This is a genomic window from Microbacterium sp. NPDC087665 (assembly GCF_044743285.1).
Classification (GTDB): domain Bacteria; phylum Actinomycetota; class Actinomycetes; order Actinomycetales; family Microbacteriaceae; genus Microbacterium.
In genome coordinates this window covers 17,598-33,598 of record NZ_JBIUWD010000002.1, presented here as the reverse complement: position 1 = coordinate 33,598, position 16,001 = coordinate 17,598, and the positions used below count along the sequence as shown (strand labels likewise).

Here is a 16,001-nt window from a genome sequence, read left to right as displayed (position 1 = left end):
AGGCACAGTGAGATGCAAGATACCGACATCGTCATCGTCGCGGCCGCACGCACCCCGCAGGGACGTCTGAAGGGGCAGCTCGCCTCGTTCACCGCCCCGCAGTTGGGTTCCTTCGCCATTCGCGGCGCGTTGAAGCAGGCATCCGTCGATCCGACCGAGGTCGACGCCGTGATCGTCGGACAGGTGCTCGCGGCAGGATCCGGGCAGAATGCCGCCCGCCAGGCGTCGATCGGCGCCGGCATCGGCTGGGACGTACCCGCGCACTCGGTGAACAAGGTGTGCCTCTCGGGCCTCACCGCGATCATCGACGCCGCGCGCATGATCCGCACCGGCGACGCGGACGTCGTCGTCGCGGCGGGCATGGAATCGATGACGCGCGCCCCGCACCTGCTGATGGGATCGCGCGACGGATGGACCTACGGCAGCGTCGAAGTGCTCGACCACATGGCATTCGATGGGCTGACCGACGCCTACGATCACGAGAGCATGGGGGCGTCGACCGAGCGCCACAACGCGCGATTCGAGCTGACGCGTGAAGCGCAGGATGCCGTCGCCGCGCTGTCGCACCAGCGTGCGGCCGCCGCGCAGAGCGCCGGCGTCTTCGCGGACGAGATCGTGCCGGTATCGGTGCCGCAGCGCCGCGGCGAGGACGTCGTCGTCTCAGTCGATGAGGGCGTGCGCCCGGACACGACCGTCGAGTCGCTCGCCGGGTTGAGAGCAGCATTCGCCGAGGGTGGATCGATCACGGCGGGCAACTCCTCGCAGATCTCCGATGGCGCGTCCGCCGTCATCGTCACCCATCGCGCCCATGCCGAGGCGAAGGGGTGGCCGGTGCTGGTCACGGTCGGTGCGAGCGGCCAGACCGCCGGGCCGGACAACTCGCTGCAGGCTCAGCCGGCACGGGCGATCGAGCGCGCCTGCGCGAAGCAGGGGATCGAGCCCTCGGACCTCGACCTCGTCGAGATCAACGAGGCCTTCGGTGCCGTCGTCGCCCGTTCCCAGACCGAACTGGCACTGGACCCGAGCCTCGTGAACATCCATGGCGGCGGAATCGCCATCGGACACCCCATCGGGGTATCGGGCAATCGGCTCGTCGTCCACATCGCGCACGAACTCGCTCGCCGGGGGAGCGGCACCGCCGCTGTCGGCCTCTGCGGGGGCGGCGGTCAGGGCGAGGCACTCATCCTGACGCGGTAGTCAGCGCGTGCGGGCGCGCTTGGAAGCGGCGGCCTTGGCCGCTTCCTTCTCGTCGCGGCGGGCGCGCTTGGCCTGCGTCGGTGCGAGCGGGGAATCCAGTGCGACCTCGATGCCACGGTCGTAGCGGCGGGTGTCGATCACCGCGCCGATCGCGAGCGAGAAGGTGATCGCCCAGCTCACCCAGGCGAGCACGGCACGCCACGTGACGGGCGACTCGCGGGTGCCGCGGATGAGCGAGACACCGGTGGTGATCGCTCCGAACAGGCCGGTGCTGAACAGATAGCGCATGCCCCTACGCTACCCCGCACCGCGACACGAGCGCGGGGGATTGACATCGTGGCGATGTCTCCGGCAAGAGCGGGGAAATCCCACAGGCGCTTTCGATGTGCGATCGGTATCATGGGGGAGTCGCGGCAGGTCCGCGGCCGCACACCGTGTATCTACCGGCCGCCGGCATTCCGGCGGACAGCGGCGGCACCCGACAACCGCGTCCGCGGGCGCGCGAGAGCCATGACCCAGACACACACCTCTGCCGAGCCGAGCCTTTTCCGCCTCGCCGGCTTCCCCTACTTCCTCATCGCCTTCGTCGCGCGCCTCCCGTTCGCGATGATGGTCGTCGGCGTCCTCACGGTCGTCGTCTCCGCCCGCGGCTCCCTGTCGCTCGGCGGGCTGACCTCCGCCGCCGTCGGCCTCGGGACCGCCTGTTTCGGACCGCTCCTCGGCGCAGCCGCCGATCGATTCGGGCAGCGGACCGTGCTGCTGCTGCTGGCCATCGCCAACGGCGCGATGATGATCGTGTTCACGGTCGTCGTCTACGGCGCTGCCGCCGACGGATTCGTCCTCCTCGCGGCCGTGGGCATCGGCGCGACGGCTCCCCAGGTGGCCCCGCTCTCGCGTGCACGCCTGGTGACGATGATCACCGAACGCATGCCGGCCGGGCGCCATGCGCGCACCGTCTCCGGAACGATGGCCTACGAATCCGCAGCGGATGAGACCGTCTTCGTGTTCGGACCGTTCATCGTGGGCATCCTGGCCTCGGTCATCGCACCGTGGGCACCGCTCGTCGGCGCCGCCGTGCTCACCGTCGTGTTCGTCGGTGCCTTCGCCCTCCACCCGAGCGGTCGATACGTCTCCATCACGCGCGGCGCCGACGGCAAGGCGCCGTCGGCCGTCTCGGAGCTGTTCCGGCCCAGGCTCCTGATCGTGATCGTGGGCATTCTCGGCATCGGCATGTTCTTCGGCACCATGCTCACCTCGCTCACCTCGTTCATGGCCGATCGCGGCGCTCCCGAGCAGGCCGGCCTCCTGTACGGCGTGATGGGTGTCGGATCCGCGGTGCTCGCACTGGGCGTCGCCTGGCTGCCCCCGGCGTTCTCGCTCCGCGCGCGGTGGTTGCTCTTCTCCGGGATCCTGCTGCTGGGAACGCTGCTGCTCGGCTTCGTCGACTCCCCGGCGATGATGATGCTCGCGCTCGCGATCATGGGTATCGGGATCGGCCCGACGCTGGTCACGCAGTACAGCTTCGGCGCGGCCCGGAGCCCGCTCGGGCGATCGGCGACCGTGATGACCATGCTGGGCTCGGGCATCGTCGTCGGACAGTCGATCGGGGCCGCGGTGGCGGGCGAGATCGCCGAGAACGTCGGCACCTCCGCGGCGCTCGCCCTTCCCCTGGTCGCTGCGGCGGTCGCCTTCTCCGCCGCGGTCGTGAACTGGATCCTGAGCCGTCCGCAGCGGCCGGCGGTGGCCGTTCCCGCCTGACCGCGGCATCGGGCACGGCCCATCCTCGATAGCCTGGAGTCAACCCTGGCGTGAGGAGTCATCTTGGCTGTTGCAGATTTCGTCGTCGTCGCCAACCGTCTTCCGGTCGATCGGGTCGAGGGACCCGACGGCGAGGAAGTCTGGCGCACGTCACCCGGAGGGCTCGTCGCAGCTCTCGAACCGATGATGCGCAGCGCCAACGGCGCGTGGGTGGGGTGGGCAGGCCAAGCGGATGTGCACCTCGATCCGTTCGACGCCGTCGGCATCCACCTCATCCCGGTCTCGCTCAGCGCCGACGAGGTGGCCGAGTACTACGAAGGCTTCGCGAACGACACGATCTGGCCGCTCTATCACGACGTGATCGCGCCGCCGCAGTTCCACCGCGAGTGGTGGGATGCCTACGTCATCGTCAATCGCCGGTTCGCCGAGGCCGCGGCATCGGCGGTGTCCGAGAACGGCACGGTCTGGGTGCACGACTACCAGCTGCAGTTGGTTCCGCAGATGGTGCGCGAGCTGCGACCTGACGTCACGATCGGCTATTTCCACCACATCCCGTTCCCGGCCCACGGCCTTTACGCGCAGCTGCCCTGGCGGGATCAGGTGCTGCAGGGACTTCTCGGAGCCGACGTGATCGGCTTCCAGCGCGCACAGGACGCCACGTACTTCCTGACGGCGGTGCGTCGCCGCCTGCGGTACGAGGTCAAGGGGGCGAACGTCGCCGTGCCGGAGAGCGACGGCACCACCCGCACCGCTGTGGCCCGCGCCTTCCCGATCTCGATCGACACCGAGCCCTATCTCGAGCTCGCGGCCCGACCGGACATCCAGGCGCGAGCCGCCGAGATCAGGGCGAGCCTCGGAAATCCCAAGCGTATCCTGCTGGGGGTCGATCGACTCGACTACACCAAGGGGATCCGCCATCGCATCAAGGCCTACGGCGAGCTGCTCGCCGAAGGGCGGTTGAACGTCGAAGACGTCACCCTCGTGCAGGTCGCGAGCCCGAGCCGTGAGCGCGTCGACGCCTATGTGCATCTGCGCGACGAGATCGAACTCGCGGTCAGTCGCATCAACGGCGACACCGACACGATGGGGCACACCGCGATCCGCTACCTGCACCAGGGGTATCCCCGTGAGGAGATGGTCGCGCTGTACCTCGCCGCCGATGTCATGCTCGTCACCGCCCTGCGCGACGGCATGAACCTCGTGGCGAAGGAGTATGTGGCCACGCGCATCGACAACCGCGGCGTGCTCGTGCTCAGCGAGTTCACCGGGGCGGCGGACGAACTGCGACAGGCGGTTCGCGTGAACCCCCACGACATCGAAGGCGTCAAGGCCGCGATCATGACGGCGGTCGAGATGACGCCGGCGGAGCAGGGCAAGCGCATGCGCTCTCTGCGCCGTCGGGTGCTCGAGAACGATGTGGCCGCGTGGTCATCGTCGTTCCTCGCCGCTCTCGCCGACGTCCGCGGCCGCTGAACACCTCTTCGACTACATTCCCCGATCCCACACCGACTGGAGACATCATGACGCGCCCCTGGACCCCGGGAACCCCCTCCGCCGAGCTCAGCGCCATCGCCCGCACGGCGCGCCTCGTCGTCGCCCTCGACTTCGACGGCGTGGCCTCACCGCTCGTGCCCCAGCCCATGGAGGCGCGCGCGCTTCCGGAGACCGTCGCGCAGATCGCGCGCCTCGCCGCTCTTCCCGACACGGTCGTCTCGTTCGTGTCGGGGCGCAGCCTGCACGACCTCCGCATCATCACGGAGCACACCGACGACTCACCCGTCGCGCTGGCGGGCTCGCACGGCGCCCAGTACTGGTTCCCGGGCGAGGGCGAGATCGTGCCGTCGGCCGAGGCGACCGCCGAGGGCGACCGCGAAGAGCTCTGGGCCGCTGCCCGTCCGATCATCGACCGCTACGAGGGCGCGGAGTTCGAGCCCAAGGCGTTCGGCATGGGAGTGCACACGCGTCGCACCGACCGCGAGACCGAGAAGCAGCTGTTCGCCGAGATCGATGCCCTCGCCGCCGAGCGGTTCCCGCACTGGCGGCGTCGGTCGGGCCACCGGGTGCTGGAATTCTCGTCGCGCAACGAAGGCAAGGATGCGGCGATGACGGCCCTGCGCGAGAAGTTCGACGCGACCGGCATCCTCTTCGCAGGCGATGACGTCACCGACGAAGACGCGATGAAGGTGCTGCTGCCGACCGATCTCGGCGTGCGAGTCGGACCGGGCGAGAGCGCCGCTGCGCTGCGTGTCGAGAACCCACAAGAGATCGCGATGCTTCTGGAGGCGCTGGCGGACGAGCGCAGCGCTCTGCAGGAATAGACTTCCTGCATGTCTCCGCACGATCCTGCAGCCAGCGCGTCCATCGACATCAAGCCACGCAGTCGAGTCGTCACCGACGGCATCGAAGCGACGACCTCGCGCGGCATGCTCCGTGCCGTCGGAATGGGGGACGCCGACTGGGACAAGCCCCAGATCGGCATCGCCTCGAGCTGGAACGAGATCACCCCCTGCAACCTGAGCCTGGACCGCCTCGCTCAGGGTGCGAAGGAGGGCGTCCATTCGGGCGGCGGATACCCGCTGCAGTTCGGAACCATCTCGGTGTCCGACGGCATCTCGATGGGGCATGAGGGCATGCACTTCTCGCTCGTGTCGCGCGAGGTCATCGCCGACTCGGTCGAGACGGTCATCATGGCGGAGCGCCTCGACGGCACGGTCCTCCTCGCCGGCTGCGACAAGTCCATCCCTGGCATGCTCATGGCGAGCGCGCGCCTCGGCCTCTCGAGCGTCTTCCTCTACGCCGGGTCGATCGCGCCGGGGTGGGTGAAGCTCTCCGACGGCACCGAGAAGGACATCACGATCATCGATTCGTTCGAGGGCGTCGGCGCCTGTCGCGCGGGCCGGATGAGCGAAGAAGACCTCAAGCGCATCGAGTGCGCCTTCGCTCCGGGAGAGGGGGCCTGCGGCGGCATGTACACGGCCAACACCATGGCCTCCGTCGCCGAGGCGCTCGGCCTGAGCCTTCCCGGCTCGGCGGCACCGCCGTCGGCCGATCGCCGCCGCGACTACTTCGCGCACCGCTCGGGAGAGGCCGTGGTCAACCTGCTCCGCCAGGGCATCACCACGAAGGACATCCTCACGAAGGAGTCGTTCGAGAACGCGATCGCGCTGGCCATGGCCCTCGGCGGTTCGACGAACGTCGTTCTGCATCTGCTGGCGATCGCGCGCGAAGCCGAGATCGACCTGACCCTGCACGACTTCAACCGGATCGGCAGCAAGACCCCGCACGTCGCCGACATGAAGCCGTTCGGCAAGTACGTGATGAACGATGTCGACCGACACGGTGGCATCCCGGTCATCATGAAGGCGATGCTCGACGAGGGACTCATCCACGGCGACGCGCTCACCGTCACGGGCAAGACGGTCGCCGAGAACCTCCGCGACCTCGACCCCGCCCCGGTCGACGGCGACGTCATCCACACCTTCGACAACCCGATCCATGCCTCCGGTGGCATCACGATCCTGCATGGATCGTTCGCTCCCGAGGGCGCCGTCGTGAAGTCCGCAGGGTTCGACGCCGACGTGTTCGAGGGGCCGGCGCGCGTGTTCGAGCGCGAGCGTGGAGCGATGGATGCCCTCGCCAACGGCGAGATCAACGCCGGAGACGTGGTCGTCATCCGGTACGAGGGCCCCAAGGGCGGACCGGGCATGCGGGAGATGCTCGCCATCACGGCGGCCATCAAGGGCGCGGGGCTCGGAAAAGATGTACTACTCTTGACGGACGGACGATTCTCAGGCGGCACAACCGGCCTGTGCATCGGCCACATAGCACCCGAAGCGGTGGACGCAGGTCCCATCGCCTTCGTGCGCGATGGTGATCTGATACGGGTCGATATCGCAGCTCGCTCTCTCGACTTACTCGTCGATGAGGCGGAGCTCGCCTCCCGCCGTTCTGGCTGGGAGCCGCTTCCCCCGCGCTATACCCGTGGCGTTCTTGCCAAATACTCTCGTCTCGTGCGGTCCGCCGCAGAAGGCGCGACGACCGGCTGATCCTCGATTCGTTCAGGACCGGAAGAGTTGTCACCGGCATCCGATGCCCTACAGATCACCAGAAGGAAAGTCATGACTGCTGACTCCGTCTCGGCCGTGCCGAGGCCGCCCGCCCGTCAATCCAACGCCCCGGAGATCACCGGCGCCGAAGCCGTCGTCCGTTCGCTCGAGCTGCTCGGTGTCACCGACGTGTTCGGTCTTCCCGGCGGCGCGATCCTTCCGGTCTACGACCCGCTGATGGATGCCGAGCACCTGCGTCACATCCTCGTGCGTCACGAGCAGGGTGCGGGGCACGCCGCCGAAGGCTACGCGTCCGCGTCCGGCAAGGTCGGCGTGTGCATCGCGACCTCCGGTCCCGGCGCGACGAACCTGGTCACCGCCATCGCCGATGCGTACATGGATTCGGTGCCGCTGCTCGCCATCACCGGTCAGGTCTTCTCGACGCTGATGGGCACCGACGCCTTCCAGGAGGCCGACATCGTGGGCATCACGATGCCCATCACGAAGCACTCCTTCCTGGTGAAGGATCCCGCCGACATCCCCGGCGCGATCGCCGCGGCCTACGAAGTCGCGTCGACGGGTCGCCCGGGCCCCGTGCTGGTCGACATCACGAAGGACGCGCAGCAGGCGACGGCGCCGTTCATCTGGCCGCCCAAGATCGACCTTCCCGGCTACCGGCCGGTGACCAAGGCGCACGGCAAGCAGATCCAGGCCGCAGCGGCGCTGCTCGCCGAGGCGAAGAAGCCGGTGCTCTACGTCGGTGGCGGCGTCATCCGCGGCCGCGCGGCCGCCGAGCTCCTCGCACTCGCGGAGTCGACCGGCGCTCCCGTCGTGACGACCCTGATGGCACGCGGCGCTTTCCCCGACTCGCACCCCCAGCACCTGGGCATGCCCGGCATGCACGGCACCGTTCCCGCTGTGCTCGCGCTGCAGGAGGCCGACCTGCTGGTGTCGCTCGGGGCGCGCTTCGATGACCGGGTGACCGGCAAGGCGGCGCTCTTCGCCCCCCACGCCAAGGTCGTGCACGTCGACATCGACCCCGCCGAGATCTCCAAGATCCGTACGGCGGACGTGCCGATCGTCGGCGACGTGCGTGACGTTCTCGTCGACCTCGACGCGGCGTTCCGCGGTGCGACTGCCGCCGCCAAGCCCGACATCGAGGAATGGTGGTCGTACCTCGACGGGCTGCGCAACGAGTTCCCCCTCGGGTACGCCCCGACGACCGATGGTCTGCTGGCGCCGCAGTACGTGATCCAGCGCATCGGCGAGCTCACCGGCCCCGAGGGCATCTACGCCTCCGGAGTGGGACAGCACCAGATGTGGGCCGCCCAGTTCATCAAGTACGAGCGCCCGAACGCCTGGCTGAACTCCGGCGGCGCAGGAACCATGGGCTACTCCGTGCCCGCCGCCATGGGCGCCAAGGTCGCAGAGCCCGACCGCGACGTCTGGGCGATCGACGGCGACGGATGCTTCCAGATGACCAATCAGGAGCTCGCCACCTGCGCGATCAACAACATCCCGATCAAGGTCGCGATCATCAACAACTCGTCCCTCGGCATGGTCCGCCAGTGGCAGACGCTGTTCTACGACGGCCGTCACTCCAACACCGACCTGAACACGGGACACGGCACCGTCCGCATCCCCGACTTCGTGAAGCTCGCAGAGGCTTACGGATGCCTCGCGATTCGCGTCGAGAAGGAGGAGGAGGTGGATGCGGCGATCAAGCTCGCACTCGAGACGAACGATCGTCCCGTCGTGATCGACTTCGTCGTCAGCGCCGACTCCATGGTGTGGCCGATGGTCCCGCAGGGCGTGAGCAACAGCTACGTCCAGTACGCGCGCGAGCACGCGCCCGAATTCGATGAGGAGGTCTGAGAACATGTCGACCCACGTGCTGAGCCTGCTGGTGGAGAACACCCCCGGACTTCTCACCCGCGTCGCCGGGCTCTTCGCCCGCCGCGGCTTCAACATCGATTCCCTCGCCGTCGGCGTCACCGAGGTTCCCGGGATCTCTCGGATCACCGTGGTCGTCGATGTCGAGGAGCTCCCGCTCGAGCAGGTGACCAAGCAACTGAACAAGCTGATCAACGTCATCAAGATCGTCGAGCTCGATTTCCCCACGTCGGTGCAGCGCGAGCACATGCTCGTGAAGGTGCGCACCGACAACGCGACGCGGTCGAACGTGATCGAGGTCGCGAATCTGTTCCGGGCATCCGTCGTCGACTACGCATCCGACGCACTCGTCATCGAGGTGACCGGCGACAAGGGCAAGATCGACGCGCTGCTGCGTGCGCTCGAGCCGTTCGGCATCAAGGAGATCGCCCAGTCGGGTCTGCTCGCCATCGGGCGCGGCGGGAAGAGCATCACCGAGCGCGTGCTCCGCGGCTGAACCAAGACCATCCCAACCGACCCGCTCCGGGCGTTCCCGAACGAACGGAGCGAGATGAACCGCCACGAACAAGGAGAAACACAAGTGAGCACCGAGATCTTCTACGACGCTGACGCAGACCTGTCCCTGATCCAGGGCAAGAAGGTCGCGATCGTCGGCTACGGCTCGCAGGGCCACGCCCACGCGCAGAACCTGCGCGACTCGGGCGTCGAGGTCGCCATCGCCCTCAAGGAGGGCTCGAAGTCCGCCCCGAAGGCCGAGGAAGCCGGCTTCGCCGTCAAGACCGTCGCCGAGGCCACCGAGTGGGCCGACGTCATCATGATCCTCGCGCCGGACCAGCACCAGCGCACGATCTACAGCGAGTCGATCGCCCCGAACCTGACGGCGGGCAAGACCCTCGCCTTCGCGCACGGCTTCAACATCCGGTTCGGCTACATCGATGCACCCGAAGGCGTCGACGTGATCCTCGTCGCCCCGAAGGCGCCGGGCCACACGGTTCGCCGCGAGTTCGTCGCCGGTCGCGGCATCCCCGACATCATCGCCGTCGAGCGCGACGCGTCGGGCAAGGCCTGGGATCTCGCCCTCTCGTACGCCAAGGCCATCGGCGGCACCCGCGCCGGCGTCATCAAGACGACCTTCACCGAAGAGACCGAGACCGACCTGTTCGGCGAGCAGGCCGTGCTCTGCGGTGGCGTCAGCCACCTCGTGCAGGCCGGCTTCGAGACGCTCACCGAGGCGGGCTACCAGCCGCAGATCGCCTACTTCGAGGTGCTGCACGAGCTCAAGCTCATCGTCGACCTGATGTGGGAGGGCGGCATCGCCAAGCAGCGCTGGTCGATCTCCGACACCGCCGAGTTCGGCGACTACGTTTCGGGCCCGCGCGTCATCGACTCGCGCGTCAAGGAGAGCATGCAGGGTGTGCTCGCCGACATCCAGTCCGGTGCGTTCGCGAAGCGCTTCATCGACGACCAGGACAACGGTGCCGAGGAGTTCCTCGCCCTCCGGGCCAAGGAAGAGCAGCACCCGATCGAGGTCACCGGCAAGGAGCTGCGTTCGCTCTTCGCATGGAAGCAGCAGGACGAGGACTACATCGACGGCAGCGCCGCACGCTGATCCGATCAACCGAAAGAACGGGCGTCCCCTCGGGGGCGCCCGTTCTTTCGCGTTCACGACACCGTCAGGGACGGGTGAGTTCCTCGAGCACTTCGACGACATGACGGTACGGCCGGCCGGTCGCGCGGCTCATGCCGATCTCGCACGTGCGATTCGCCGAGACGAACGCATCGAACCCGCCCTGCTCCGTCTCCGCCGCTCGGATCTCGGCGGACTCGACGGCCGTCGCGCTGGCGGTGAGCTCGGGGTGCAGCATTCCGCGGTCGCCGGCGAACGCGCAGCATCCCCATCCCTCGGGCACGTAGACGTCGTCGGCCACCGCGCGCGCGATGTCGGTGAGTGCGCCCGTCGCGCCCAGCGCGGTCGTCGAGCATGTCGGGTGCACGGCGATGCGGTCGAGCTTGGACGAGACGCTGATGCGGGGGAGTACCTCGCGGGCGATGAACGTGGTGGCGTCCTCGATGACCAGTCCGGCGTACTCGGGGTACTCCGCCACGGACTTCTCGAGCATGGTGTGCAGGCCCTCCGTGCACGAAGCGGCGTCGCACACCACCGGGAGCGCGCCGTACCGGCTCGCCTCCCACAACGACGAGAGCACGCGCCGCGTCATGCGGTCGTAGCCGGCGAGATGTCCCTTCGACTTCCATGGGGTGCCGCAGCACATCCCGCCCGTGTCCTCGGGGATCACGACGGGGATGCCGACGCGATCGAGCAACGCCCGCACGGCGTCGCGGGAACCCTCCCCGTGCTCTTCGGCGCCGAACATGGTGCCGATGCAGGCGCCGAAGAAGACCGCCTGGGCATCGACCGGGTCCTGCGGTGCCGGGGGTTTCGTTCCCCCGCGGGGGAGTCCGCCGTCGTAGAGCGGAACGGTGTCGGCGCCGAGGATCGCGCGCCCGACGACGGTCGCGGCCTTGACGAGAGGCGCAGGCATCGCCGACGCGAAGGTCAGCGCCGTACCGCCGACGCGGGTGACCGCGCCCCACTTGTTCGCCGCGCCATCCCACAGCGCATCTTCGACCTTGGACGACTCCTCCGCCCGGAGCCGTCGAACGAGATCGCCGGTGTTGATGTCGACCGGGCAGGCCACGGCGCACATCCCGTCGACGGCGCAGGTCTGCACGCCGTCGTAGTCGTAATCGGCTCGCAGATCGGCGAGCAGAGCGGTGTCACCCTGTTCCTCGGCCCAGGCCATGTCGCGGCGCAGCACGATGCGCTGACGCGGCGTGAGCGTGATGCTCTTGCTCGGGCAGGTCGGCTCGCAGTACCCGCACTCGACGCAGCGATCCACTTCGCTCTCCACAGTCGGAACCCGTTTGAGGTCGTGCAGGTAGGAGTCGGGATCGTCCGAGAGCACGACGCCGGGGTTGAGGATGCCGGCCGGGTCGATGAGCTTCTTGATCGCCCACATGACCTCGGTCAGTTCGTCGCCGTACTGTCGACGCACGAACGGCGCCATGATGCGACCGGTCCCGTGCTCCGCCTTCAGCGAGCCGCCGTGCCCGAGGACGAGCTCGACGAGATCGTCGGTGAAGCGTCGATAGCGCGCCAGGCTCTCCGGGTCGTCGAAGCGCTCGTTGAGCAGGAAGTGCACGTTGCCGTCCTTCGCGTGACCGAAGATCACCGATCCCTCGTAGCCATGACGCTCGAAGAGGACGATCAGCTGTTCGCACGTGGCGAGCAGGCGATCGACGGGGACGACGATGTCTTCGAGCAGCGCGGTGGTGCCGGACGGTCGTGCTCCGGCGACCGCGGTGTACAGCCCCTTCCGCACGTGCCACAGTGCCGCGCGTTCGCGGGTGTCGGTGGTGAGGCTCGCCGCGATCGCGAGGGGGAGCGAGCCGAAGTGGGCGAGCGCGCGGTCGCTGTGCGCCGCGAGGGTGTCGGCGTCCTGTGCATGCACCTCGACGAGCAGTGCGGCGTGGCCGTCGACCTCGATCTCGGCGATGGCCGCGGGCACGTCGCCGAGCCCCTGAGCGACCCGCAGGGATGCGGCATCGAGCAGCTCGATCGTCGCGAGCCCCAGGGCGGCGAGATCGGGGAGAGCGGCCATGGCGTCCGACAGCGTCTCGAAGACCAGGAGGCCGGTGGCGATCGCCGGACGGATCTCGATCGTGCGGAAGCGGGCTTCGGCGACGAACGCCAGGGTGCCTTCCGAGCCGATCACGAGATGCTCCAGGATGCGCACCGGATCATCGAAGTCGAGCAGCGCGTTGATGCCGTATCCCATGGTGTTCTTCATCGAGAACTGGCGGCGCAGGAAGGCGACGTTCTCGGGGGAGGAGAGCACGCGTTCGCGGAGTGCGAGCAGACCGGCCGCGAGCTGCGGCTCGGCTGCGCGCAGGCGTTCGTTCGCGTCGGGGAGAGCTGTGTCGAGGATCGTCCCGCTCGGCAGCACCAGCAGCAGGGACTCGATGGTCTGATACGAGTTCTCGGTGATGCCGCAGGCCATACCGCTGGAATTGTTCGCGACGACGCCGCCGATCGTGCACGCGATCTCACTCGCCGGGTCGGGGCCGAGCTTGCGTCCGTATCGCGCCAGTCGCGTGTTCACCTGCCGCACCGTGGCGCCCGGTCCGACCCGCACCGAGGCTCCGTCGTTCTCGACCGCGATGCCGCGGAAGTGACTGCGCGTGTCGACGAGGATGTCGTCGCTCACTCCCTGGCCCGAGAGGCTGGTGCCGCCGGAGCGGAAGGTCAGCGTCCGCCCGGCGGCGCGCACGGCATCGAAGACCCGTGCGACGCCGTCTGCGTCGGAGGGCGAGACGACGGCATCCGGGATCAGCAGGTAGTGCGAGGCATCGTGTGCCCGGGCGAGGCGATCGATCGACCGGGAATGCACCTCGGTCGTGGGGCCGAGGATGGTCGGGTCGAGCGGTTCTACGAGAGTGGTCGGCACGATGCTCCTCGGCGCTGATGGGCGGATTGTCTGACAAGTGTACCGAGTGTGGGAGGAGATCGATATGCTGTGCGCATGACTTCGATGACGGATGCCCCGCTCGGAATCGTCGGCGTCGTCGACGCGGTGACGGCTCGGTTGCGCGAACGCATCCTCAGCGGAGACCTCCGATCCTCGACGCCCGTGACCGAAGCATCCGTCTCGGACACGTATTCCGTCGCGCGTCCGAGCGCGAAGGCGGCGATCGAACAGCTGGTCGCTGCGGGTCTGCTGGTGCGCACGGCGCACCGGAGCGCCCGCGTCGTCGCGATCGACCCCGCGACCGTCCGAGACGTCTACCGCACGCGCGCACGCCTGGAGAGCGCTGCCCTCCGCGAGTTGGCTGCCGCGCACATCGTGCCCTCGGGCGCACTCGACGCCAATGCCGAGATCCTCGCGATGGCACCGGGTCCGGATCCGGCGACCGTCGACCCCGATCTGCGGTTCCACACGGCACTCATCGACGCCCTCGAGAGCGAGCGGACCGGTCGCATGTACCGCAGCGTGATCGACGAGGCGCGCATGTGCATGGCGCAGGTGCAGGGCAGACGGCTGCTCGACGCGGCGACGATCGCCGCGCAGCACGCCGAGATCCTCGAAGCGACCGCCGCCGGCGAGGGAGAGCGAGCCGTGCGGATGCTCGGCGTGCACCTCTCCTCGGCGGAGGAGCGGCTGGTCGAGGCGCTGGGCGCTGACACCGGCGCCTGAGGCCGGGGGTCAGCTCGCCGGAGCCTCCTCGACCTGGATGGGCGCGTCCGCCGGGTCGGCCCAGACCGGCGCGGGAAGAAGGGTGCCGACCTGGCCGGCCTGGATCGCGCGGAGCGCCTCGGTGATCTCGTCGGCGTTCTCGGGCACTGCCAGATCGCAGGTGCGCAGTTCGGAGGCGAACTGGAGGGTGAGGCGGATCTTGCCGGCCTCGACGGCCTGCGCGGTCGTGCCCGTGCGGATCTCGCTACCCGTCTGGATCGCCGAGACCTGATCGCACACGTGGTAGACCTCGCCGCCGTCGACCCACACGACCTCGTCCTGCCCCAGGAGCTGGATCACGGCCGACTGATCGGCGGTGTACTGCTCGACCGACGGCGGGTTGAAGTCGATACCGAAGAACACGGCGAGTGCGGCCAGGGCGATGCCGACGATGCCGGCGGTGGTCTTCTGCCCCTTGTCCATGTCCTTGTTGAGGAAGACCAGGACGATGAGGGGGAGGAACGCGACGATCGCGATGATCGCGCCGAGCTGGTTCTGCACGAAGAACCGCGTGGTCTCAGACTTGCGTGCGGGGTCCAGGCGGTTCGCCTTCTTCCACAGGAACGAGCCGGTGATTGACAGTGCGGCGATCACGACCAACAGCACCAAGAGTGCGATGAACGCCCACTGCGGGAACTGTGCGGTGACGCCCTGCTCTTCGAGAAGCCCGGTGTCGGGGTCACGAACGAGCGTGCCGTCTTCTCCGACGAAGACGCGCTGACGCAGCAGCCAGAAGATCCCCACGGCCTCGCCCACGATCGCGACGGCCCAGAGGATGCCGGCGATCCAGCGGAAACGCGTCGCGGTGGACTTCGCTGCGGGAGTGGGAGTCCAGTTCGCGGGCGGCTCGGCGCCGTCGGCGATCTTCTTGTTCTGCTCAGCCACGATGGCCCTTTCCCTCGGTTTCACGCCCGAGCCTAGTGGACGGCGTGTCCTACGCTGGGGACATGACTTCCAATTCCGACGACGCCCTGAGCTGGGACGGCGACGAGGATGCTTCCTCGCGAAACTCCGCGCTGCCGAAGGGCTGGAATGCGGTGGGTAAGGGCAGCGACGAGATTTCGGCCGCAGACGCCGAGACCCACGTCGACGGCGACGCCGCAGACATCGCCGCGGAGGAGCGCCCGCCGTTGAGCACGGCGATGCTGCTGGTCACCGGTGTGGTCGGCGGCATCTACCTGCTGTACGCCGCGGGTTGGATCGTCGGCGGCCTGCGGCTGAAGCCGCTCGCGAACTTCTTCGTGGCCGACGCGATGTTCCTGCCGTGGTTCGTGCTGGCCGTCGCCGCACCCGCACTCTGGTTCCTCGCAACCTGGGTGCTGACGCGGGGCAGGGCCGCATGGATCCGGATCGCCCTCCTTCTGCTCGGGGTCGTTCTGCTCGTGCCCTGGCCGTTCGTGACCGTGGGGGTGATCGGCGCATGAGCGTCATCGACGAGACGACGAAGGTCGGCGGATCGCCGCGGTGGCTGGCGGCGCTGGTGCTCGGACTCGCGGGCCTCTTCTACGCCTATGCCGTCTGGAACGCGGTCGCGCACCTGATCTCCATGGCGCAGGGCGGGCTGACGACGGCGGGCTGGGTGAGTCTCGCGTTCGGGGTCGTCTTCCCGGCTCTGGTGTTCGTCTTCGCGTATCTGATCGGTCGACGTCGCCGCGTGGGCGAGCTCGCCCTGGTGCTCCTCGCCGGGCTCGGGCTCGTCGCCGTGTTCTGGATGAGCCTGCTCGCCTACAGCCTCACTCTCGTCGGGCCGTAGACCCCGACCCGGGCCGTCACACGGCAAGGCGTCGCGATCTGCTCGGGTACAGTGGAGGAG

At 68.4% G+C, this 16,001-nt stretch carries 14 protein-coding genes; 11 read left to right on the top strand and 3 right to left on the bottom strand.

Going from position 1 to position 16,001, the window contains the following annotated elements; genetic code table 11:
- The first annotated feature begins 12 nt into the window (after window positions 1-12).
- On the top strand, window positions 13-1,197 hold the full coding sequence (locus ACIOSY_RS03665; protein WP_400849194.1) for an acetyl-CoA C-acetyltransferase: 1,185 nt from the start codon (window positions 13-15) through the stop codon (window positions 1,195-1,197).
- On the opposite strand, the gene ACIOSY_RS03660 is transcribed toward ACIOSY_RS03665, so the two are convergent.
- Window positions 1,198-1,485: a hypothetical protein gene (locus ACIOSY_RS03660; protein ID WP_400849191.1), complete on the bottom strand. Its 288-nt coding sequence runs from the start codon at window positions 1,483-1,485 to the stop codon at window positions 1,198-1,200. It lies immediately after the preceding gene.
- A 222-nt stretch (window positions 1,486-1,707) separates the two neighbouring features.
- On the opposite strand from ACIOSY_RS03660, the gene ACIOSY_RS03655 reads away from it, so the two are divergent.
- The 7 genes from ACIOSY_RS03655 (at window position 1,708) to ilvC (ending at window position 10,503) form a co-directional block, all read left to right on the top strand.
- A complete protein-coding gene (locus ACIOSY_RS03655; RefSeq protein ID WP_400849188.1) occupies window positions 1,708-2,955 on the top strand; it encodes an MFS transporter in 1,248 nt (415 codons plus the stop codon).
- Window positions 2,956-3,018: 63 nt separating this feature from the next.
- On the top strand, window positions 3,019-4,428 hold the full coding sequence (locus tag ACIOSY_RS03650) for a trehalose-6-phosphate synthase (protein ID WP_400849185.1): 1,410 nt from the start codon (window positions 3,019-3,021) through the stop codon (window positions 4,426-4,428).
- Between the two features lie 47 nt (window positions 4,429-4,475).
- Entirely contained in the window at window positions 4,476-5,273 is a 798-nt protein-coding gene (gene otsB / locus ACIOSY_RS03645) for a trehalose-phosphatase (protein WP_400849182.1), read from the top strand.
- Between the two features lie 9 nt (window positions 5,274-5,282).
- Window positions 5,283-7,001 (top strand): dihydroxy-acid dehydratase, encoded by a 1,719-nt coding sequence (gene ilvD / locus ACIOSY_RS03640; protein ID WP_400849179.1) that lies wholly within the window; start codon window positions 5,283-5,285, stop codon window positions 6,999-7,001.
- A gap of 72 nt (window positions 7,002-7,073) precedes the next feature.
- The gene (locus tag ACIOSY_RS03635) at window positions 7,074-8,876 is read left to right on the top strand and encodes an acetolactate synthase large subunit (protein WP_400849176.1); all 1,803 of its coding nucleotides are present in this window, start codon (window positions 7,074-7,076) and stop codon (window positions 8,874-8,876) included.
- A gap of 4 nt (window positions 8,877-8,880) precedes the next feature.
- Complete coding sequence (ilvN, locus tag ACIOSY_RS03630) at window positions 8,881-9,390, top strand: acetolactate synthase small subunit (RefSeq protein WP_400849173.1); 510 nt, start codon at window positions 8,881-8,883, stop codon at window positions 9,388-9,390.
- Window positions 9,391-9,444: 54 nt separating this feature from the next.
- The gene (gene ilvC, locus ACIOSY_RS03625) at window positions 9,445-10,503 is read left to right on the top strand and encodes a ketol-acid reductoisomerase (RefSeq protein WP_400849170.1); all 1,059 of its coding nucleotides are present in this window, start codon (window positions 9,445-9,447) and stop codon (window positions 10,501-10,503) included.
- Window positions 10,504-10,567: 64 nt separating this feature from the next.
- Here ilvC and ACIOSY_RS03620 read toward each other — a convergent pair whose 3' ends face one another.
- Window positions 10,568-13,402, bottom strand: a complete 2,835-nt coding sequence (locus tag ACIOSY_RS03620) for an FAD-binding and (Fe-S)-binding domain-containing protein (protein ID WP_400849167.1) — start codon at window positions 13,400-13,402, stop codon at window positions 10,568-10,570.
- Between the two features lie 75 nt (window positions 13,403-13,477).
- Here ACIOSY_RS03620 and ACIOSY_RS03615 point away from each other — a divergent pair, with 75 nt between their 5' ends.
- Complete coding sequence (locus ACIOSY_RS03615) at window positions 13,478-14,149, top strand: GntR family transcriptional regulator (RefSeq protein ID WP_400849164.1); 672 nt, start codon at window positions 13,478-13,480, stop codon at window positions 14,147-14,149.
- A gap of 9 nt (window positions 14,150-14,158) precedes the next feature.
- Here ACIOSY_RS03615 and ACIOSY_RS03610 read toward each other — a convergent pair whose 3' ends face one another.
- The gene (locus ACIOSY_RS03610) at window positions 14,159-15,073 is read right to left on the bottom strand and encodes a hypothetical protein (RefSeq protein ID WP_400849161.1); all 915 of its coding nucleotides are present in this window, start codon (window positions 15,071-15,073) and stop codon (window positions 14,159-14,161) included.
- A 62-nt stretch (window positions 15,074-15,135) separates the two neighbouring features.
- Between ACIOSY_RS03610 and ACIOSY_RS03605 the strand changes: the two genes are divergently transcribed.
- Together ACIOSY_RS03605 and ACIOSY_RS03600 are read left to right on the top strand one after the other, a co-directional pair.
- Window positions 15,136-15,612 carry a hypothetical protein gene (locus ACIOSY_RS03605; RefSeq protein WP_400849158.1) on the top strand — a complete coding sequence of 159 codons (477 nt, stop codon included), beginning with the start codon at window positions 15,136-15,138 and terminating at the stop codon, window positions 15,610-15,612.
- Window positions 15,609-15,941 (top strand): hypothetical protein, encoded by a 333-nt coding sequence (locus ACIOSY_RS03600; protein WP_400849154.1) that lies wholly within the window; start codon window positions 15,609-15,611, stop codon window positions 15,939-15,941. The genes ACIOSY_RS03605 and ACIOSY_RS03600 overlap by 4 nt, the downstream gene beginning before the upstream one ends.
- The last annotated feature ends 60 nt before the right edge of the window (window positions 15,942-16,001 follow it).